General features: G+C 68.6%; 22 protein-coding genes and 1 riboswitch. Of the genes, 12 read left to right on the top strand and 10 right to left on the bottom strand.

The features are described 5' to 3' along the window. Nucleotides 1–22: 22 nt before the first annotated feature. Nucleotides 23–649 carry a pyridoxamine 5'-phosphate oxidase gene (gene pdxH, locus VMD50_RS15425; RefSeq protein ID WP_414686079.1) on the bottom strand — a complete coding sequence of 209 codons (627 nt, stop codon included), beginning with the start codon at nt 647–649 and terminating at the stop codon, nt 23–25. Between the two features lie 116 nt (nt 650–765). On the opposite strand from pdxH, the gene VMD50_RS15420 reads away from it, so the two are divergent. Next, entirely contained in the window at nt 766–1,884 is a 1,119-nt protein-coding gene (locus tag VMD50_RS15420) for a citrate synthase 2 (protein WP_325428607.1), read from the top strand. A 191-nt stretch (nt 1,885–2,075) separates the two neighbouring features. Then, nucleotides 2,076–2,531, top strand: coding sequence for a VOC family protein (locus VMD50_RS15415; protein ID WP_325428606.1), 456 nt, complete (start codon nt 2,076–2,078; stop codon nt 2,529–2,531). Here the strand turns inward: VMD50_RS15415 and VMD50_RS15410 are convergent. Continuing rightward, nucleotides 2,528–4,216, bottom strand: a complete 1,689-nt coding sequence (locus VMD50_RS15410; protein ID WP_325428605.1) for an FAD-dependent oxidoreductase — start codon at nt 4,214–4,216, stop codon at nt 2,528–2,530. The two genes, VMD50_RS15415 and VMD50_RS15410, sit on opposite strands and share 4 nt — an antisense overlap. Before the next feature lie 18 nt (nt 4,217–4,234). Next, the gene (locus tag VMD50_RS15405) at nt 4,235–5,260 is read right to left on the bottom strand and encodes an AurF N-oxygenase family protein (protein WP_325428604.1); all 1,026 of its coding nucleotides are present in this window, start codon (nt 5,258–5,260) and stop codon (nt 4,235–4,237) included. A 198-nt stretch (nt 5,261–5,458) separates the two neighbouring features. Between VMD50_RS15405 and serC the strand changes: the two genes are divergently transcribed. Both serC and sepH read left to right on the top strand, forming a co-directional pair. Continuing rightward, nucleotides 5,459–6,577 (top strand): phosphoserine transaminase, encoded by a 1,119-nt coding sequence (gene serC / locus VMD50_RS15400; protein WP_325428603.1) that lies wholly within the window; start codon nt 5,459–5,461, stop codon nt 6,575–6,577. A gap of 121 nt (nt 6,578–6,698) precedes the next feature. Then, nucleotides 6,699–7,481, top strand: a complete 783-nt coding sequence (sepH, locus tag VMD50_RS15395) for a septation protein SepH (RefSeq protein ID WP_325428602.1) — start codon at nt 6,699–6,701, stop codon at nt 7,479–7,481. 29 nt (nt 7,482–7,510) lie between these two features. On the opposite strand, the gene VMD50_RS15390 is transcribed toward sepH, so the two are convergent. Genes VMD50_RS15390 through VMD50_RS15380 form a run of 3 tightly spaced genes read right to left on the bottom strand, consistent with a single transcriptional unit; the run spans nt 7,511 to nt 9,029 of the window. Next, on the bottom strand, nt 7,511–7,780 hold the full coding sequence (locus VMD50_RS15390) for a DUF2537 domain-containing protein (protein ID WP_325428601.1): 270 nt from the start codon (nt 7,778–7,780) through the stop codon (nt 7,511–7,513). Further along, on the bottom strand, nt 7,777–8,601 hold the full coding sequence (locus VMD50_RS15385) for a TrmH family RNA methyltransferase (protein WP_325428600.1): 825 nt from the start codon (nt 8,599–8,601) through the stop codon (nt 7,777–7,779). The genes VMD50_RS15390 and VMD50_RS15385 overlap by 4 nt, the downstream gene beginning before the upstream one ends. Then, nucleotides 8,598–9,029 (bottom strand): Rv0880 family HTH-type transcriptional regulator, encoded by a 432-nt coding sequence (locus VMD50_RS15380; RefSeq protein ID WP_325428599.1) that lies wholly within the window; start codon nt 9,027–9,029, stop codon nt 8,598–8,600. The genes VMD50_RS15385 and VMD50_RS15380 overlap by 4 nt, the downstream gene beginning before the upstream one ends. Before the next feature lie 120 nt (nt 9,030–9,149). Between VMD50_RS15380 and VMD50_RS15375 the strand changes: the two genes are divergently transcribed. Next, the gene (locus tag VMD50_RS15375; protein ID WP_325428598.1) at nt 9,150–9,425 is read left to right on the top strand and encodes a DUF2530 domain-containing protein; all 276 of its coding nucleotides are present in this window, start codon (nt 9,150–9,152) and stop codon (nt 9,423–9,425) included. 20 nt (nt 9,426–9,445) lie between these two features. Beyond that, a complete protein-coding gene (locus tag VMD50_RS15370; protein WP_325428597.1) occupies nt 9,446–9,901 on the top strand; it encodes an SRPBCC family protein in 456 nt (151 codons plus the stop codon). Here VMD50_RS15370 and VMD50_RS15365 read toward each other — a convergent pair. After that, on the bottom strand, nt 9,898–10,755 hold the full coding sequence (locus VMD50_RS15365) for a DUF3027 domain-containing protein (protein ID WP_325428596.1): 858 nt from the start codon (nt 10,753–10,755) through the stop codon (nt 9,898–9,900). The two genes, VMD50_RS15370 and VMD50_RS15365, sit on opposite strands and share 4 nt — an antisense overlap. 172 nt (nt 10,756–10,927) lie before the next feature. On the opposite strand from VMD50_RS15365, the gene VMD50_RS15360 reads away from it, so the two are divergent. The 3 genes from VMD50_RS15360 to VMD50_RS15350 all read left to right on the top strand — a co-directional run bounded on the left by VMD50_RS15360 (nt 10,928) and on the right by VMD50_RS15350 (nt 14,062). Beyond that, on the top strand, nt 10,928–12,595 hold the full coding sequence (locus VMD50_RS15360; protein ID WP_325428618.1) for an MFS transporter: 1,668 nt from the start codon (nt 10,928–10,930) through the stop codon (nt 12,593–12,595). Further along, the gene (locus VMD50_RS15355; RefSeq protein WP_325428595.1) at nt 12,592–13,095 is read left to right on the top strand and encodes a DUF2771 domain-containing protein; all 504 of its coding nucleotides are present in this window, start codon (nt 12,592–12,594) and stop codon (nt 13,093–13,095) included. Before VMD50_RS15360 ends, VMD50_RS15355 begins: the two co-directional genes overlap by 4 nt. Before the next feature lie 100 nt (nt 13,096–13,195). Beyond that, the gene (locus VMD50_RS15350) at nt 13,196–14,062 is read left to right on the top strand and encodes an endonuclease domain-containing protein (RefSeq protein WP_325428594.1); all 867 of its coding nucleotides are present in this window, start codon (nt 13,196–13,198) and stop codon (nt 14,060–14,062) included. 75 nt (nt 14,063–14,137) lie between these two features. Here VMD50_RS15350 and VMD50_RS15345 read toward each other — a convergent pair whose 3' ends face one another. The 3 genes from VMD50_RS15345 to VMD50_RS15335 all read right to left on the bottom strand — a co-directional run bounded on the left by VMD50_RS15345 (nt 14,138) and on the right by VMD50_RS15335 (nt 17,657). Continuing rightward, nucleotides 14,138–15,142, bottom strand: a complete 1,005-nt coding sequence (locus VMD50_RS15345; protein ID WP_325428593.1) for a glutathione S-transferase family protein — start codon at nt 15,140–15,142, stop codon at nt 14,138–14,140. 48 nt (nt 15,143–15,190) lie between these two features. Then, a complete protein-coding gene (locus VMD50_RS15340; RefSeq protein WP_325428592.1) occupies nt 15,191–17,116 on the bottom strand; it encodes an acyl-CoA dehydrogenase family protein in 1,926 nt (641 codons plus the stop codon). A 133-nt stretch (nt 17,117–17,249) separates the two neighbouring features. Beyond that, nucleotides 17,250–17,657: a cold-shock protein gene (locus tag VMD50_RS15335; protein ID WP_325428591.1), complete on the bottom strand. Its 408-nt coding sequence runs from the start codon at nt 17,655–17,657 to the stop codon at nt 17,250–17,252. Nucleotides 17,658–17,819: 162 nt separating this feature from the next. Here VMD50_RS15335 and VMD50_RS15330 point away from each other — a divergent pair, with 162 nt between their 5' ends. The 3 genes from VMD50_RS15330 to VMD50_RS15320 are packed head-to-tail and all read left to right on the top strand — an operon-like array spanning nt 17,820 to nt 19,580. Continuing rightward, a complete protein-coding gene (locus VMD50_RS15330) occupies nt 17,820–18,224 on the top strand; it encodes a YccF domain-containing protein (protein ID WP_325428590.1) in 405 nt (134 codons plus the stop codon). Continuing rightward, complete coding sequence (gene moaA / locus VMD50_RS15325) at nt 18,221–19,300, top strand: GTP 3',8-cyclase MoaA (protein WP_325428589.1); 1,080 nt, start codon at nt 18,221–18,223, stop codon at nt 19,298–19,300. Before VMD50_RS15330 ends, moaA begins: the two co-directional genes overlap by 4 nt. A 4-nt stretch (nt 19,301–19,304) precedes the next feature. Then, on the top strand, nt 19,305–19,580 hold the full coding sequence (locus tag VMD50_RS15320; protein WP_325428617.1) for a MoaD/ThiS family protein: 276 nt from the start codon (nt 19,305–19,307) through the stop codon (nt 19,578–19,580). Between the two features lie 205 nt (nt 19,581–19,785). Then, nucleotides 19,786–20,003, top strand: a riboswitch (cyclic di-AMP (ydaO/yuaA leader). The last annotated feature ends 5 nt before the right edge of the window (nt 20,004–20,008 follow it).

Raw genomic sequence — 20,008 nt, 5'->3', positions numbered from 1 at the left:
GCAGGCGCAGCCCGGCGCGCTTTCAGGGCTGAAGGCGCTCGACCCGAGCCCCTATGACGCGAATCCGGTTGTGCACCCGGTTTTCCCGCCCCTGCCAGAATTCGACCGCCTCGGGCGCCAGGAGGTAGCCGCCCCAGTTGGGCGGCACCGGGACGCGTTCCGCGCCGGCGAAGCGCGCGGTGACCTCGGCGAGCTGGTCCAGCAGCGCCGCGCGCGACGCGATCGGCCGCGATTGGTGTGACGCCCAGGCACCCAGTTGTGAGCCGCGCGGCCGCTTGGACCAATAGTCGTCCGTGACCTGCTGGTCGACCTTGGTCACCGGGCCGCGGACGTGCACCTGCCGGCCCAGCAGGTACCAGGGGAAGGTTGCCGACGCGTAGGGCGTCGCCGCCAGCTCAAAGGCCTTGGCCGAGTCGTAGTTGGTGAAAAAAGTGATTCCCGTCTCGTCCGCGCTCTTGCACAACACCGATCGGCTGACCGGCCGGCCGTCGGCGATGGTGGCCAGCACCATGGCGTTGGGCTCGGCCACGCCGGCGCGCTCGGCGTCGTCAATCCACTTGCGGAACAGGGCAAGCCATCCGTCCGCCAGCCAATCCGCGTCCAGGTCTGGGCTGCCGTCCTTTTCGACCGACCCGTACTCCGCGCGCATTGCCTCCAGGTGTTCTTTGCCTGCTCCGGGGCCCGGTCCTGCCATTGCGCCAACGCTACCGGGGGTCGCTACCGGCCGGTAGCATCCGCCCGGCGGTGGGGTGCGAGAATTTCCGTATGACTGTGCCCGAAAACTTTGTCCCCGGCCTGGAGGGCGTGGTGGCGTTCACCACCGAGATCGCCGAGCCGGATAAAGACGGCGGCGCGCTGCGCTACCGCGGCGTGGATATCGAAGACCTGGTGACTCAGCAGGTCACGTTCGGCGACGTGTGGGCGCTGCTGGTCGACGGCAAGTTCGGACACGGGCTGCCGCCCGCCGAGCCCTTCCCGCTGCCGATCCACACCGGCGATGTGCGGGTCGACGTGCAGGCGGGCCTGGCCATGCTGGCGCCCATCTGGGGCTACAAGCCGCTGCTGGACACCGACGACGCCACCGCCCGCGATCAGCTGGCCCGGGCCTCGGTGATGGCCTTATCCTATGTCGCGCAGTCGGCGCGCGGCATCTATCAGCCCGCCGTGCCGCAGCGAGTCATCGACGAATGCCCGACGGTCACAGCGCGATTCATGACCCGCTGGCAGGGCGAACCGGATCCCAGGCACGTCGAGGCCATCGACGCCTACTGGGTATCGGCCGCCGAGCACGGCATGAACGCCTCGACGTTTACCGCCCGCGTGATCGCCTCAACCGGTGCGGACGTCGCGGCATCGCTGTCGGGGGCGATCGGGGCGATGAGCGGCCCGCTGCACGGTGGGGCGCCGGCCCGGGTGCTGCCGATGCTCGAGGAGGTCGAGCGCACCGGCGACGCCCGCGGCCTGGTCAAGTCGATCCTGGACCGCGGCGACAAGCTGATGGGATTCGGCCATCGCGTCTACCGCGCCGAGGACCCGCGGGCGCGGGTGCTGCGGGCGGCCGCGGAGCGGCTGGGCGCCCCGCGCTACGAGGTCGCCGTCGCGCTGGAGCAGGCCGCGCTGGCCGAGCTGCGCGAGCGGCGTCCGGACCGGGCCATCGAGACCAACGTCGAATTCTGGGCCGCGGTCATCCTGGACTTCGCCCGGGTGCCGGCCAACATGATGCCCGCGATGTTCACCTGTGGACGCACCGCCGGGTGGTGCGCGCACATCCTCGAGCAGAAGCGGCTGGGCAAGCTGGTCCGCCCCTCGGCCATCTATGTGGGGCCGGGCCCGCGGAGCCCGGAAGCCGTCGAGGGTTGGGACCGGGTTCTCACCCACGCCTGAGATCGGCGAACGTAACGGCGCTGCGAACTTCGGCCCCCAATTTTTCGCACTGTGGTCACGCTCGTGTCCGTTAGTTGTCGGTGGTCGGCGATTGAATGGTTGCGACCGCGATGAATTCTCGTCGCGGCCGGGGTCAGTATCCGTGAGCCGGTCTGGAACTGGCCTCGACACCGACACCAAGGAGACCACCAATGGCGACCAACATCGAACCCGCACTGTCCCCGCATCTCGTCGTCGACGACGCCGCCGCGGCGATCGACTTCTACGTCAAGGCCTTTGGCGCCGTGGAGCTGGGCCGGGTGCCCGGTCCCGACGGCAGGCTGGTCCACGCCGCGCTGAACATCAACGGCTCCACCGTGATGCTCAACGACGACTTCCCGGAGACGTGTGGCGGCAAGTCGATGACGCCCAGGTCCCTGGGCGGAACCCCGGTCACCATCCACCTGACGGTCACCGACGTGGACACCGCTTTCCAGCGGGCCCTCGACGCCGGCGCCAGCGTGGTGGCCCCGTTGCAGGACCAGTTCTGGGGTGACCGTTACGGTGTCGTCGCCGACCCGTTCGGACACCGCTGGTCGCTGGGGCAGCCGGTGCGTGAAGTCAGCATGGAGGAGATCACCGCGGCGATGTCCGGGCAGCCGGGCTAAGAGTCCAGCAGCCGGGCCAGCAGCCGGCGTCGCCGTGGCGGCGCCGGCGCGCTGGCCGCTGCGGCGAGCATGTCGGCGACATCGGTGAATTTGTTGCGCGGCCGGCCGTCGTGGCCGCCGCGCTCGATCTCCGCGGTGTCGATCGCTCGCCACCCCGCGGAGTCGACGACGTCGGGCCGGCGCGCGTGCACGAGCTCGTCCAGAGCGTCCGGCGTCGCGGCCGGGTCGGTCAGCCTGCCGGCGTTGAAATCGGCCACCAGCGCCTGGACGGTTTGCAGGGAGCAGGACTTGTTCGTGCCGATGAATCCCGTCGGTCCGCGTTTGATCCAGCCCGCGACGTAGGCGCCGGGCACCGGACGGCCGGAGCCGGGGTCGACGACACGGCCGGCGTCGTTGGGCACGAGGGCCGCCGATTCCTCGAAGGGCAGACCTCGAATCCCCTTGCCGCGATAGCCAATCGACGTCAGCACCAGGCCCGCCTCCAGCCGGCGCACCTCCTGGGTGCCGGTCACCGCGAACTCCACGCCGGTGGCGCGCTGCTCTCCGAGCACGCGTCGCGGCGTGAGCTCGTAGGCCAGCCGAATTCGCGGGTGCGACACCGGCGCAGAACCGTCGCCGAGCTTGCTGAGAATCAGCAGCTTGTTCTTGGTCAACGGGTCCGACACGCCGGCCAGATCGCTTGCCACCCGCCGGTGATCGCCGGCGTCGAGCACGACATCGGCTGCGCCGGTGAGCCCGATCAGCTCGGGCAGGGTGAACGCCGAATGGGCGGGTCCGCGCCGGGCCGCGATCACCACCTCGCGCACCGCCGATCGCCGCAACGCGTCGAGCGCGTGGTCGGAGATGTCGGTGCGGGCCAGGTCGTCGGGGTCCGCCGTGAGGACGCGGGCCACATCGAGGGCGACATTGCCGTTGCCGATGACCACCACCCGTTCATGGCCGAGATCGACTGGCAGTTCGGCGAATTCGGGATGCCCGTTGAGCCACGCGACCAACTCGGTGGCCGTCCCGGTGCCCGGCAGACCCATGCCGTCGATGTTCAGGCGACGATCATCGGGCGCACCGACCGCATACAGCGCGGCGTGATGGTGGGCCAACAGGTCCGCGTGGCTCAGGTGCCTGCCGATCTCGACGTTCAGGTAGAAGCGAAAGTGCCGGTGGCGGGATATCCGGTCGAAAAGCCTGGTGACCCTTTTGGTGTTCTGGTGGTCGGGCGCCACCCCGGCGCGCACCAGCCCGTAGGGCGTCGGAAGCTTCTCAAAGACGTTGACCCGCACGCCATGTTGGGTGAGCAGCTCGTCGGCGGCATACATCGCCGCCGGGCCGGAGCCGACGATGGCCACGGTCAATGGCCTACGGCGGGCGCGCACCTCAGCGGCGGGGATCACCGGGGCCAGCTTCGAGGTGGGCGGCAGCTTCTCGCCCTCGGGCCGCTCCGGGTAGAACGACGCGTTGATCTCGACGAACGGCAGCTGCTTGGTGTCCAGCCGGGTGTCGGGCGCGATGGCGCCGACCGGGCACGCGCTCACGCACGCGCCGCAGTCCACGCACGCCACAGGGTCGATGTAGAGCATCTCCGACGTGGCGAACCCCGGCTCGTCCGGTGACGGGTGGATGCAGTTCACCGGGCACGCGAAAACACAGGAGCCGTCGTTGCAGCACGACTGGGTAATAACGTGCGGCATAAAAGAACCCGCGCAGTCCTATGCGGCCGGTGCGGCGGCCAGGTGCTGGCGCTGCGGCTCGCTGCGGTAACGCGACGGCTTGCCGTTGATCTTGCAGAGGCGCCACATCAGCCGGGCGGACCGCGTTTCCATCAGGCCGGTGTCGTAAGCCAGCATCCGCACATCACCGAACATGTCACTGAGCCACTTGCGCGACTCCGGGGACCGGAAGAACAGTTCCCTCTTGACCTCGCGCGGGATGTCGAACTCATGCCAGAAAGCCTTGGGCGGCACCACAATCGCCCGGCACAACATCTTCATGGTCAGCGGCAAGTACAGTGCGGTCCAGAACCGCTGCCTCTTGGTCAGTTCCGGCAACCGCCTGCGCAAGAACTCGTGCGCGAATGAGATGTGCCGCGCTTCCTCGGCCACGTGAATCGCCATCACCCGCTCCATGATCGGGTGCAACGACTTGCCTTCGCGCAGCACGTTTTTCTGCGTGTGGTCGATGGGCTCCTCACCGGCGAGCACCCCGATGAAGAACGCCACCGGCAGCGGGCCGGCGACCAGCGGAACCAGCGGCGAGAGCCACTTGAGCACCCGGGGCATGCCGGGGACGTCGGCGCCGATGCGGTTGACCATCTCCTGGAACATCATGGTGTGGTTGCACTCTTCGACCGATTCGTGCAGGCAGTAGCGGTATTCGGGCGACCCGTTGGGCACCCAGAACGTGTAGTTCATCAGGCCGCGGATCAGGATCGACTCGAAGTGCAGCCCCACCTTGGCCACGTTGGCCTGCCGCCACATGCCGATCTTGATCTTGCGCTCTTCTGACTGGACCTGGTACCAGGGATGCCGCCCCAACGGATCGGTCAACGGCAGGATCCAGCGCGGGTCGTTCTCCGTCACCGCGAATTCCGTTGATTCCCAGTCGATATCGGTGTAGGGATTGAAGTTTCGCCGCACCGACCCCTCGGACAGCGTGGCAAGCATGTTCACGTACTCGGCGTCGTCGCTTACTTCCATGTTGCGTCGCCAACGCCGGACCATTCGCGTCTTGTCCATCCCAAGCCTCCCCAGCGAGGTTTACATTTGGACGTGCAATGTCCAGACAGTACCGCAGGTACCGGATATTTTCTAGACCCGTCCGAGGCACTGTGGCCTGACCAGTGGTCACACATTCGGTGTGGCCTGACTCACATCCAGGCCGCCCGCACGGCCCGCGGCGGCGCCGCCTTCGGGTCGCTCATTAGGCTGGCTGACATGGCTGATCAGCTCGACATCCCCTCCGACATCAAACCCCGCGACGGCCGCTTCGGGTGCGGCCCCTCCAAGGTCCGACCCGAGCAGCTCAAGGCGTTGACCACCACCGCCGCGCCGTTGTTCGGCACGTCGCACCGGCAAGCGCCGGTCAAGGATCTGGTGGGTCGGGTTCGCTCGGGAGTGAGCGAGCTTTTCTCGGTGCCGGACGGCTATGAGGTCATCCTGGGCAACGGCGGCGCGACGGCGTTCTGGGATGCCGCCGCCTTCGGGCTGATCGACAAGCGGTCGCTGCATCTCTCCTTCGGCGAGTTCAGCGCCAAGTTCGCCTCCGCGGTCGCCAAGAACCCGTTCGTCGGCGACCCCATCATCGTCAAGTCGGATCCCGGCACCGCCCCCGAGCCGCAAGCCGACCCGTCGGTCGATGCGATCGCGTGGGCGCACAACGAGACGTCCACCGGGGTCGCGGTGCCGATCCACCGGCCCGCCGGCTCGGGAGACGCGCTGGTCCTCATCGACGCGACCTCGGGTGCGGGCGGCCTACCCGTCGACATCACCCAGGCGGACGCCTATTACTTCTCGCCCCAGAAGAACTTCGCCAGCGACGGCGGGCTGTGGCTGGCGATCTTGAGCCCGGCCGCGCTGGCGCGCGTCGAGTCGATCGCCTCCTCCGGGCGCTGGGTTCCCGACTTCCTGTCGCTGCCGATAGCCGTGGAAAACAGCCTGAAGAATCAGACGTACAACACCCCGGCGATCGGCACCCTGGCGCTGATGGCCGAGCAGCTGGACTGGCTGCTGGGCAACGGCGGCCTCGACTGGGCGGTCAAGCGCACGGCGGACTCCTCGCAGCGGTTGTACTCCTGGGCCCAGGAGCGGCCCTACACCACCCCGTTCGTCGCCGATCCCGCGTTGCGGTCTCAGGTGGTGGGCACGATCGACTTCGTCGACGACGTCGACGCCGCGGCCGTCGCCAAGACCCTCCGGGCCAACGGCATCGTCGACACCGAGCCCTACCGAAAACTGGGCCGCAACCAGTTGCGGGTGGCGATGTTCCCCGCCGTCGACCCCGACGACGTCAGCGCCCTGACGCAGTGCGTCGACTGGGTGGTCGAGCGGCTTTAACGTCCCGGTCATCAGCCCGCAACCCGTCAGCGTGTCAGAACGGGTTACCGGCGTCGGCTGCACTAGAGTGCGGACCTGACGGGTCCGTCGCTGACCGGCGCGGAGCCTCCGAGGAGAAGCCATGCGGGAACTCAAAGTGGTTGGTCTCAATGACGAGGGCAAATACATCCTCTGCGAGGGTGATAACCCCGCAGAACGGTTCAAACTGGCGGCCGATGAGAGACTCCGGGCCGTCCTCCGCGGCGAGTCGCCACCGCCGGAGCAACCGCCACTCGACATCCAAGTCACCAACATGCTGAGCCCCAAAGAGATTCAGTCCCGGATCCGCGCCGGTGCGTCCGTCGACCAGGTGGCCACGGCGTCGGGCTCCGACATTTCGCGGATCCGCCGGTTCGCCCACCCGGTGTTGCTGGAGCGCGCTCGCGCCGCGGAACTGGCAACGGCCGCGCACCCGATGCTCGCCGACGGGCCCGCCGTGCTGACCCTGCTGGAGACCGTGAGCGCCGCATTGGTGGCGCGCGGCCTCGAGCCCGACAGGCTCAGCTGGGACGCGTGGCGCAACGAAGACAGCCGATGGACCGTGCAACTCGCCTGGAAGGCCGGGCGTTCGGACAACATCGCGCATTTCAGCTTCGCCCCCGGTGCCCACGGCGGAACGGTCACGGCGGTCGACGACGCGGCCAGTGAGCTGATCGACCCGGGCTTCGAGCGCCCGCTGCGGCCGCTCGCCCGGGTGGCCCGCCTCGACTTCGAGGCGGCGGAGCCGCCCGCTTCCGACGAAGCCGCCGAGCCGGCGGCCCCCGCCGCGCCGCCCGAACAGCCGGTGCACACCCGGCGCGGCAAGCCGGTCATTCCGGCCTGGGAGGATGTGCTGCTCGGGGTGCGCTCAGGCGGGCACCGCTAGCTCTCCGATGGTGGGGACCCGCCGCGCCCCTACCCGACCGTCATCGCCAGCAGCGTCAGCCACGCACCGGCCACACCCACGGTCGCGCCCAGCACAAACCAGCGCAGCACCGGCGTGCGCCGCCAGCCCCACAACGTCGGCGCCAGGCCACCCGCCGCCACGGCGTTGAGGCCGACCGCCAATAGCGGATGTACCCGGATCAGACCGAGGCTGAGTACCAGGACGGCGACGCCGGTCACGGCGGCGACGAATGCGGAAACCGTCAAACCCGTTGCCCAGGGGACGGACTCGTCGCTCACCACGTGAGCCTAGCCCGTTCGTAGAACGCCAGGGCCGCCGCCGTGGCGACGTTCAGCGAGTCGGTGCCGCGCGACATCGGGATGCGCACGGGCACATCGCTGAGCCGCAGTGTGGCGGTCGTCAGCCCGGGGCCCTCGGCACCCACCAGAACCGCGACACGTTCGTCGACCGCCGCGGCCATCGCCTGGGCCAGCGCGCACGCCTCGCGCTGCGGCGTCATGGCCATGAGCCGAAATCCGTTCTCCTTCAACAGCAGGAGGTCGTGGGGCCAGTGCGATGCCCGCGCATAGGGGACCAGCAACGCGTGGCCCATCGACACCCGCACGGCCCGGCGGTAGAGCGGGTCGGCGCAGCCGCTGCCGAATATCACCGCGTCGACGCCCAGCCCGGCCGCGTTGCGAAAGATCGAGCCCAAATTCTCGTGGTCGTTGACGCCCTCGAGCACCGCGACGGTGCGGGCGGCCTCGACGACCTGCGCGACGCCGGGTTCAGGCACCCTCCGGGCGGCCGCGAGCACGCCGCGATTGAGGTGAAAGCCGACCACTTGAGCCATCACCTCGGCCGACGTTCGGTAGAACGGCGCAGGGGCACCGGCCAGATCGTCCTGGAGCTCGGACAGCCGGCGGTCGGTGCCCAGCAGGGCGTGCGGGGTGAATCGGGACGCCAGCATGCGCTGCACCACCAGCACGCCTTCGGCGATCACCAGCCCCTTGCCGGTCGGCAGATCGGGACGACGGTCGACGCTGTTCAGGTCGCGGAAATCGTCGAGGCGCGGGTCGTCGGGATCGGTGACGTCCTGAACTTCCAAGCCGTCGGTCACGGGCCTTCGTCGACCAGCGCCAGCATCAGATCGGCGGCCTCGCGCAGGGTCGCGCGTTGGTCGCCATTCAGCGTCGCAAGGCGATCGGCCAGCCATTCCTGGCGGGCGCGACGGTTCGCCTTGACCAGCTCGGCGCCGGACTCGGACACCGAGACCAGCACCTGCCGCCCGTCGACCGGGTGCGGGGCGCGGTCCACCAGACCCATCTCGGCCAGCGAGGCGATCACCCGAGTCATCGACGGCGGACGCACGCGTTCGCGAATCGCCAGCGCGCCGGGGGTCATCGCGCCCTCGTTGGCCAGCGTCGCCAGCGCCGACAACTGGGACAGCGACACCGGCGATGACGGGTTGCGGAACCGCAGTTGACGGGCCAGCCGCATCACCGCCAGCGACAAATCGCTGGCCAGCCGGGCGTCGCTGTCAGGCATGGCGCGAGGTTACACGTAACGCAACGAATGCGGGATACGAAAGTGGCATCAATGGACTTTGGTCCTCATCGGCGATCGGCAAGCTTCCGGGGCCGATCGTCGCCGGGTATGTTGATCGCGATGTCTGTCGAACCCGGCCAGACCCCCGAGGCGCCGCCACTGCCGCGGGCACTGCTCGAGGTGTGGCCCGTCATCGCGGTCGGCTTCCTGGCCTGGCTGGTCGGCGCGGCGCTGACGTTCGTCGTGCCCGCCTTGCAGAGTTGGCGCCCGGTGGCGCTGGGCGGGCTGGGGATCGGGCTGGTCGGCACGAGCATCTTCGTCTTGCAGCTTGCCGCCGCGCGCCGCGGCGCCCGCGGTGCGCAGACGGGGCTGGAAACCTACCTCGACCGCAAATGAATTCGCCCGATGGAGGACCGATGGTCGCCCCGCTACTACAAACGCACGTCGACATCAACGCACCGGCATCGAAAGTCTGGGCGTTGATATCCGACTTCCACAGGATGCCGGAATGGAGCCCGCAGTGCCGTTGGATGAGGCCCCTCGGGCCGCTCCGCGCGGGCACCCGCACCCTCAACCTCAACCGCCGCAACCGCATGTTCTGGCCCACCACCTGCACCGTTGTCGAGGTCATCCCCGAGAAGAGGCTGGCGTTCCGGGTCGACGTCAACCGCACCGTTTGGAGCTATGAGCTTGAGCCCAGCGGCCAGGGCACGCGGGTCATCGAGAGCCGTCATGCCGAGAACGGCGTCAGCGCGTTTTCGAACCTGTCGGTGAACGCGCTCTTCGGTGGGACCGCGAACTTCGAACGCGAGTTGCTCGAGGGGATGAACGCCTCCCTGGCAAACATCAAAGCGGCCGCGGAGCGGGGCTAGTCTCCCGGCTCCGTCGGCTCGGACGGAGAATCCGGCGGCGACTCCGGCTCCGGCGGTTCGGGCGGCGGCGAGTTCTCCGCGACGTCCAGCACGCCGTCGTCGTACGGTTCGTACGCGGGCGAGCCGGTGCCCGCCGAGGCCGGCGTGTCCGAATGGGCACCGCAGCCGTACCGCTTGTCGACGATGTGCCCATCGGCGGACAGCTCGTTACCGCATACCCCGAACATCGCGCCCAGCGATCCGGCCAGCGGCAGGAAGAAACCACAATCGCGGCACACCCGCTTGGTTGACCGGGCCATCGCCGAGTCGGGACCGTAGTCGCCGGTGTGCCATCGCTCGGCCGCGTCGGCGCGGCCGGCGGAGCTCATCACCCAGCGCCGGCCCAACCCGATTTCCGCGGCGGTCTCGTCGACCTCTGCGTCACCGCTGAGGGTGTAGCCGGGAACCAATCGCGGGTCGTCCGCGGCGGGCGCCAGCAGGTCACCGGGGCTCAGGTCGCCTGGCCGCACCCGTCGGTCCCAGGGCACCCATTCCGGTGCCAGCAGCGCCGTCGGCCCGGGGATCAGCACCACTTCGCTGATCGTGGCGTGGTCGGCGCCGGGGGGTGCGGCGACGACGGCCGCCCATTGCCACCCCTGGTAACCGGGCAGGTGCGCCAGGAACCGGTGGGTCGCGGCGTTCGGATCCTCGTAGCTGACGCCCAGGTAGTCTCCGACGGCCTCAGCGCCGGCGAACTCCTCGACCGCTGCCCGGGCCCTGTCGACCGCACCCGTGAGCACGGCCGCCAACTCGTCGGGCCACTCGGCCACGGTCGTCGCGGCGGGTTCCACTGACTCTTCAGTGGGTCCGGTCACGCTGTCCCCTCTCTGGTGGCGATCGCAAGCGCGGCGTAGCCGGGCGCGGCGGGTCACCACCATCGGACTACAGTGCGTCTCTCATACTAGGTTGGCGAGCCACGCCCGGTTGCCCGTCGGCATAAGACAGAATTGATTCGTGTCCGGACGGCGACGTGATGATCGGGGTCGGGTGGCCTCGAACCCGGGTCGCCGAACCCGTCCGGACGTCAAGGGATCGGCCAGCCAGCATCCGGGCATGGCCAACTACCCGGCCGACGACGCCGGCAGGCACCGGTCCCGACGTCCACCGCCGATGCCGAGCGCGAACCGCTATCTGCCGCCGCTGGGCGAGCAGTCGGAGCCGGACCGCGGCAGCGGGGCGCCCCCGCGCGGTCCCGGCGCCGCCGAGCGCATCACGGTCACCCGCGCCGCGGCGATGCGAAGCCGCGAGATGGGTTCCCGCATGTACTGGATGGTGCAGCGGGCCGCCACCGCCGACGGCGCGGACAAGTCCGGCCTGACCGCGCTGACGTGGCCGGTGGTCGCCAACTTTGCGGTGGATGCCGCCATGGCCGTCGCGCTGGCCAACACGCTGTTCTTCGCCGCGGCCAGCGGGGAGAGCAAGTCCAAGGTGGCGCTGTACCTGTTGATCACCATCGCGCCGTTCGCGGTGATCGCGCCGCTCATCGGTCCGGCGCTGGACCGGCTCCAGCACGGCCGGCGGGTCGCGCTGGCGCTGTCGTTCGCGCTGCGCACCGCGCTGGCGGTGTTACTGATCATGAACTACGACGGCGCGACGGGCAGCTACCCGTCGATGGTGCTCTACCCGTGTGCGCTGGCCATGATGGTGCTCTCCAAGTCGTTCAGCGTGCTGCGCAGCGCGGTGACGCCGAGGGTGATGCCGCCGACCATCGACCTGGTGCGGGTGAACTCCCGGCTGACCGTATTCGGCCTCCTGGGCGGCACGATCGCCGGCGGCGCCATCGCCGGCGGCGTCGAGTTCGTCTGCACCCACCTGTTCAAGCTGCCCGGCGCGTTGTTCGTCGTCGTCGCCGTCACGATCGCCGGCGCCTTGCTCTCGATGCGGATCCCGCGCTGGGTCGAGGTGACCGCGGGCGAGGTCCCGGCCACCCTGAGCTACCGCAACGACAGCGGCCCGCCGCGGCGAGGGTGGCCCGAGGAGGTCAAGAAGGTCGGCGGGACACTTCGGCAACCATTGGGGCGCAACATCATTACCTCGCTGTGGGGTAATTGCACCATCAAGGTGATGGTCGGTTTCCTGTTCCTGTACCCGGCGTTTGTCGCCAAGGCGCATCAATCCAACGGCTGGGCGCAACTGGCCATGCTGGGCATGATCGGCGCCGCGGCGGGCATCGGCAATTTCGCGGGCAACTTCACCAGCGCGCGCCTGAAGCTGGGCAGGCCGGCCGTGCTGGTGGTGCGCTGCACGGTGGCGGTGTGCGCGGTCGCGCTGGCCGCTTCGGTGGCGGGCACCCTGCCCGCGGCCGTGATCGCCACCCTGGTCACCTCCGGGTCCAGTGCGATCGCCAAGGCCTCCCTGGATGCCTCGTTGCAGAACGATCTGCCCGAGGAATCGCGCGCATCGGGATTCGGGCGATCGGAATCCACGCTGCAGCTGGCGTGGGTGCTGGGCGGCGCGCTGGGGGTGCTCGTGTACACGGAACTGTGGGTCGGCTTCACCGCCGTCAGCGCCCTGCTCATCCTCGGCCTGGCGCAGACCCTCGTCAGCTTCCGCGGCAACTCGTTGATCCCCGGCCTCGGCGGCAATCGGCCCGTCATGGTCGAGCAGGAGGGCATGCGCCAGGGCGCCGGCAGGCCGGCGGCGGTGCCTGAGTGAAGCGCGGTGCGGTCCTGTCGGTCGCGGCCCTGGTGGCACTGGCGTGCCTCGGGGCGGGGGTCGGGGCGTGGCTGCTGGTGCGGCAGCCCGGTGCGCAGCGACCCGAGATCAGCGCGTACTCGCACGGGCACCTGACCCGGGTCGGGCCGTACCTGTACTGCAATGTGCTGAACCTCAACGACTGTCAGACGCCGCAGGCCCAGGGCGAGCTGCCGTTCAACCAGCGCTACCCGGTGCAACTTTCGGTTCCCCAAGCGATCGCGCGGGCGCCTTGGCGGCTGTTGCGGGTCTATGAGGATCCCGCCAACACCACCATGACGATGTTTCGGCCGGGCAGCCGCTTTGCGGTGACCATCCCGTCGGTCGACCCCCAGCGCGGGCGGCTGACCGGAATCGTCGTGCAGTTGCTGACGTTGGTGATCGACGACAGCCAATCAAACGACACCGCCGCGATCCGCGCCGTTCCGCACGCGGAATGGTCAGTGCGCCTGACCTCCTAACTGCCCGTCCAGCGTCGAGTTGTTGCGCGGATTTGGGTGATTTCCCACCACAAGTCGACGTTGGGCCGACCATGTCGGTGCTGACCGGCACCGTGTGCGCATGGAAATCCTGGAGTGGCCATTCAGGGGCACCGACGCGCTCGCGGCAGGGGTCCTCACCCGGCATCGGTTACGGACCGATTTCGAGATGGTCCATCGCAACGTCTACGTCCCCCGCGGCCGGAAGTTGACGCCCGTAACCCGCGCGGTGGGCGCGTGGCTGTGGTCGGGTCGGACCGCGACGGTGGCGGGCTTATCCGCAGCGGCCTTGCAACGCACGGCATGGATCGACGACTGGCTGCCGGCCGAGCTGAACCGGCCCGGCCGCGATAAGGCGCGCGGCATCATTTTGCACAGTGACACCTTGGACGATGACGAAACGTGTGTGCGCGACGGCATTCGCATGACCACGCCGGCACGCACGGCATTCGACCTCGGTAGACGAAAGGGCTTGACTACGGCCGTGATTCGGTTGGACGCGCTGATGCATGCGACCGGGGTGAAGGCAGCCGACATCGAGCTGATCGCCGAGCGCCATCGGGGCGCGCGCGGGTTGGTTCAGTTGCGACGGGTGCTGCACCTAGTCGATGGGGGCTCGGAGTCGCCGTACGAAACGACGACCCGCTTGGCCCTCGTCAGCGCAGGGTTGCCCCGACCCCAGACCCAGATCGAGGTGCTCAACGCGTGGGGTGGGGTCATGGCGCGGATCGATATGGGATGGGAGGAGTGGAAGGTCGGCGTCGAATTCGACGGCGCGCAACATTGGACCGATCCCGCGCAGCGAAGCCGGGACATCGATCGACTGGCCGAACTCCAGGCGCGGGGCTGGGAGATCGTGCGCGTCAGCGCCGAGATGGTGCGAAACCGACCCCAAGTCGTCGTTGCGCGCGTGCATCGCGCCTTGCTCGCGGGGGGTTACCCACTTTGACCAGTCGAGCGTGGAGTTGTTGCGCCAGATCGGCACGATCTGCCGCAACAACTCGACGTTGGGCGTAACCGAACGTTAGGCGCCGTGCCCGGCCGGCACTCGCTCTCCCTCGACCGGCGGCCCGGGCGGGGTGCCGTCCCCGAACGGCCTGCCGCCCAACGCCTGTCGCCCATGCGGGGTCAGCCAGCCGGCCAGGTCGGGGCCCTTGGGCACGATACGGGTGGGGTTGATGTCGGCGTGCACGATGTAGTAGTGCTGCTTGATCTGGACGAAGTCGACGGTGTCGCCGAAACCCGGCGTCTGGAACAGGTCACGCGCGTAAGCCCATAACACCGGCATTTCCGAAAGCTTGCTCCGATTGCACTTGAAGTGCCCCTGGTAGACCGGGTCGAAGCGGGCCAGGGTGGTGAACAGCCGGACGTCCGCCTCGGTGATGGTGTCGCCCACCAGATATCGCTGCGCGGAGAGGCGATCGCTCACCCAGTCCAGCGCGGCGAACAGCCGATCGTAGGCCGCCTCGTAGGCCTGCTGCGAGCCGGCAAAGCCGCAGCGATAGACGCCGTTGTTGATCTCGGTGTAGACCCTCTTGCTCACCTCGTCGATCTCGTCGCGCAGCGACTCGGGGTAGAGCTGCGGGGCGCCGTCGCGGTGGTAGGCGGGCCACTCGGTCGACAGATCCAGGGTCATTTGCGCGAAGTCGTTGGTGACCACCGCGCCGCTCGGCACGTCGACGATCGCCGGAACCGTGATGCCCTTGGGATAGCCGGGGAAGCGTTTGAAGTACGCGTCCTGCAGCCGCGGGATCTTCAGCACCGGGTCGACGCCGCCCGGGTCCAGGTCGAACGTCCAGCTGCGCTCGTCATGCGTGGGACCGCAAAACCCAATGGAGAGAGCGCCTTCCAAGCCCAGTAACCGCCGCACGATTATCGCGCGGTTGGCCCACGGGCAGGCGCGGGCCACGACAAGCCGATACCGGCCGGGCTCTACGGGGTAACCGTCGCGTCCGTCGGCGGTGATGCGGGTGGTGATGTAGTTGGTGTCACGGGTGAATTCCCCCGCCGGGGCGACATAGGAGGCCATGGCGACGATTCTGCCCGCCGCATCAAATCGACGTCCGGGCCAGTGCGATCAGGTCAGGAATCGGCGCGCCAGATTGGTCTCGGTCGACGCCCCCGGTTCCCAGTTCGCGATCCACGGTCCGGTGCCTTCCGACTGATCGATGATGCCGTCCTCCAGCCAGGTGTAGTGGCCTGCCAGCACGTCACGGGTCAATCGGACGTCGCTGCTGTCGGTGTTGGACCACAACGCTTCGAACAGGGCCTCCACCCTCAGGGTCGCTTGCTCACAGAACGTTCCCGCCAGCTCGTACGCCTGCTGACCGACGACAGGGTCGGCGGCCCGCTGCCCCTCGGCGCGCACGCACGCCGCGGACATGGCGAACAGCTCCGCGCCGATGTCGACGATCCGGCCCAGGAACCCCTGCCGTTGCTCGAGTTTGGCCTGCCAGCGCGCCATCCCGTAGAAGGTGTTGCGGGCCAGCTTGCGCGTGGATCTTTCGACGAACCGCAGGTGTGACGCCAGTGGGCCGAACTCGCCGTACGCGGTGGGCCGCTGCCCTTCACCGAACACCAACTGCGGCAACCACTTTGCGTAGAAACCGCTCGCGCCGACGGCCGCGGCGGCCTTCTGCCGCAGACCGGTGTCCGGCTTGGCGAGGTCACCGGCCGCGGTCAGGTGGGCGTCGACCGCCTCTCGCGCGATGAGCAACCGCATGATCTCGCTCGACCCCTCGAAGATGCGGTTGATGCGCAGGTCGCGCACCACCTGCTCGGCCGGCACCGCGCGCTCCCCGCGCGCGGCCAGCGACTCCGCGGTCTCGTAGCCACGCCCCCCGCGGATCTGCAGGAGCTCGTCGGCGATGAGGCAGGCCATCTCGCTGGACCACAACTTGGCCAGCGCCGCCTCGATCCTGATGTCGTTGCGGCCTTCGTCGGCCATCTGGGCGGACAGCTCGAGCACCGCATCGAGCGCGTACGTGGTGGCGGCGATGAACGAGATCTTGCGCGCCACCGCTTCGTGTTTGGCGAGCGGCTTGCCCCATTGCACGCGCTCGCCGGACCATTCGCGGGCTATCTTCAGCGCCCATTTCGACGACCCCGTCGCGCTCGCGGGGATCGACAGCCGCCCGGCGTTGAGCGTGGTCAGCGCGATCTTCAGGCCGTCGCCTTCCCGGCCGATCAGGTTCTCGGCAGGTACCCGCACGCCATGGAGCCTGGTCACGCCGTTCTCGATGCCGCGTAACCCCATGAACGTGTTGCGCCGCTCGACGGTGACCCCGGGCGAATCGGCCTCGACGACGAACGCGCTGATGCCCCCGCGGTGCCCGTCGCTTTTGGGCACGCGCGCCATGACGACCAGCAACTCGGCGACCACGCCGTTGGTCGTCCACAACTTCACGCCCTCGAGCTCGTACGCCTTCCCGTCCTCGACCGGTGTCGCCGTCGACGCCAGGCGCGCGGGGTCGGAGCCGACGTCGGGTTCGGTGAGCAAAAACGCCGAGATCGCACCCGCGGCACATCGCGGCAGGAACTTCTGCTTCTGTTCGGGGGTCCCGGCGAGTTTGAGCGGCTCGGGCACCCCGATCGACTGGTGGGCCGACACCAGGGCGCCGAGGCTGGGGTGAACCGACGAAACCATCACCAGCGCACGGTTGTAGGCGACCTGCGACATGCCCAGGCCGCCGTACTCGGCGGGTATCTTCATGCCGAAGCAGCCCAGTTGGGCCAGGCCCTTCACGTATTCATCCGGAATCTGCGCGTCGCGTTCGATGATGCTGCCGTCGACGTTGTCGAGGAACTCCCGCAACCGGCCGAGGAAGGCGCGGGTGCGCTCTTCATCGGCCTCAGACGGCCTGGGAAACGGATGGATGAGCTCCAGCGGAAAGTGGCCAAGGAAGAGTTCTTTGGCGAACGACGGTTTGTCCCAGCCACTTTCGCGGGATTCCTCCGCGAGGGCCCGCGCTTGTTCCTCGGTGACCTGCGCTTGCTGTGCCATCCCCGCCTCCTTGCTTACGACCACATCGAGGCTTGAGTACTCGGTGCCCTAGCCGAATACTACGGCGAATCGGCGCAAAAATGACCAGTAGTCGCAGGTCCCTCCAGAAGGAGGGGAAGGCGCTTGGTAGCCGTTAGGAGTCGAGCTCCCGGGCCACCGCCTTGACCACCTCGGAGACCCGGCGGGCGGTCTTGCGGTCCGGGTAGCGACCTTTGCGCAACTCGGGCTGCACGGCACCTTCCAGCAGCGTGATCATGTCCTCGACCATCCCGTGCAACTCGTCGGGACTGTGCTTGTGCTCGACCGGCGTCTCGCGCCGCGTCTTGGAAAGGGTGGGCGGTGGATCGATCAGCTTGAGACTCAACGCCTGCGGCCCGCGCCGGCCGGACGCCACGCCGAATTCCACGCGCTGCCCCGCCTTGAGCCCCTCGACTCCAGCGGGCAACGCCGACGAGCGGACGTAGACGTCCTCGCCGTCCTCCTGCGACAGGAAGCCAAACCCCTTTTCGGCGTCGTACCACTTAACCTTGCCGGTCGGCACTGGTCTCACCTGCTTGTCTGACGGATCACTAGGTTGGGCAACGCAAGAAGCGTCCCCCCGCGCAGGACGCATGTTGAAGCCTGATCCTACTCGGATGCCCGCCTGCCGAGCACCCCCGTTACCCGTCACTGGGTACCCTGGGCATTACCACCCGGAGGAGATATGCGCCTGATCCTGAACGTCATCTGGCTCGTGTTCGGCGGCCTGTGGATGGCTGCCGGATATCTGCTGGCGGCGCTCGTCAGCTTCCTGCTCATCGTCACCATTCCCTTTGGCTTCGCGTCGCTTCGCATCGCGTCGTACGCGTTGTGGCCTTTCGGCCGGACGATCGTCGACAAGCCCACCGCCGGGACGGGCGCGCTCATCGGAAATGTCATCTGGATAGTGCTGTTCGGGTTGTGGCTGGCGATCGGTCACCTGGTGAGCGCGGCGGCGATGGCGGTGACGATCGTCGGTATCCCGCTGGCGCTGGCCAACCTCAAGTTGATCCCGGTGTCGTTGATGCCGCTCGGCAAGGAGATCGTGTCCGTCGATTCGCCGGCCCGATTCGGGACGGTGCCCGCATGACGGTGACGGCATTGGGTGTACCGGCGGTGCCAGGTTGCACCGGCCGGGCCGCGGCGCAGGACGTTCCCGCCGGCGGCCCACTGCTGGACACCTACGGGCGGGCCGCCACCGACCTGCGGGTCTCGCTGACCGATCGCTGCAATCTGCGGTGCAGCTATTGCATGCCGGCCGAGGGCCTGGACTGGCTGCCCGGCGAGCAACTGCTGCGGCCCGGTGAGTTGACCAGGCTGATGCATATCGCCGTCACCCGGCTGGGCATCACCAGCGTGCGGTTCACCGGCGGCGAGCCCTTGCTCTCACGCCACCTCGAAGAGGTGGTCGCTGCGGCGGCCGGCCTGCGGCCCCGGCCCGAGATCTCGCTGACCACCAATGGTGTGGGACTGGCGCGGCGGGCCGCCGCGCTCGCCGAGGCGGGCCTGGATCGCGTCAACGTGTCGATGGACAGCGTCGACCCGGACCACTTCGCGGCCATCACCCGCCGGGACCGGCTCGCCGATGTGCTGGACGGCTTGGCGGCCGCCAAGGAGGCGGGCCTGACGCCGGTCAAGGTCAACGCCGTGCTCGACCCCGTGACCGGACGAGAGGACGTGGTCGACCTTTTGCGGTTCTGTCTCGAGCATGGCCATCAGCTGCGCGTCATCGAGCAGATGCCGCTGGACGCCGGCCATCAGTGGCGCCGTGGCGCCGCGCTGAGCGCCGACGATGTGCTGGCGACGCTGCGCCCGCACTTCCGGTTGCAGCCCGACCCGGCGCCGCGCGGGTCTGCCCCCGCCGAGCTCTGGCTGGTCGATACCGGCCCGAACACCCCGAGCGGCAAGTTCGGTGTCATAGCGTCGGTGTCGCACGCCTTCTGCTCGACCTGTGACCGCACCCGGCTCACGGCCGACGGCCAGGTCCGCAGCTGCCTGTTCTCGGCCGAGGAGACCGACCTCCGGGGCCTGCTGCGCGGCGGCGCGGACGACGACGCGATCGAGGCGACCTGGCGCCGCGCGATGTGGGGCAAGCCCGCCGGCCACGGCATCAACGATCCCGACTTCATCCAGCCCGCCCGCCCGATGAGCGCGATCGGTGGCTAGCCCGATGGAAGCCCCGGCCGAAGCGGAGGGAATCGAGGTGACGGTCCGCTACTTCGCGGCCGCGTGTGCGGCCGCGGGAGTCGAAGCCGAGACGCTGGTGGTGCGTCCCGGCACCACGGTCGGCGAGCTGGTCGAGCGACTCGCCGGTCGCGGATCCCGCCTCGCCGCCGTGCTGAACCGATGCTCTTATCTACGCGACGGAATCGCCGTTCGCGACGAGGTCACAGCGTTACGACCCGGTGACACGGTCGACGTTCTGCCGCCCTTCGCCGGCGGCTAAAAATGTGAGATACCTCACGTAACGAAACGATAACGACACAATCACGCTGCGATCTCGGGCGCAATGACCTGCGCAAATCCCTAGTGTTCCTGGGCTTTTCGCACATGGCCGTGAGAGAAACGCCGGGTTTCACAGAACGTGACGGGACGAACAGAACCCGCTAGCGTCTCCGGGGGTTCGCCAATCCACCGAGTGGCGTTCCTCCCCGCTTATCGCGCCGAGCTCCATCCAGTAGGCGGGGGACACCGAAGAAAGTGGATGGAGGCGGGGGACCCACCGGTCCACCGTGATCTGACAGGAGCCGCTTGCGGCTCCTTGGGGTGAAGCCGACGCCGGCTCTCATGGGAGTACGGCGGCGGCCGGGTGGCCTCTCCAACCCGAACCCGACAGCTGACCTCGCAGGCGCGTTACCAGAGAGGAATATTCCG

Source organism: Mycobacterium sp., from assembly GCF_035506235.1.
GTDB lineage: Bacteria > Actinomycetota > Actinomycetes > Mycobacteriales > Mycobacteriaceae > Mycobacterium.
The sequence above is the reverse complement of the archived record's forward strand: the minus strand, read 5'-3'. Positions and strand labels throughout refer to the sequence as shown.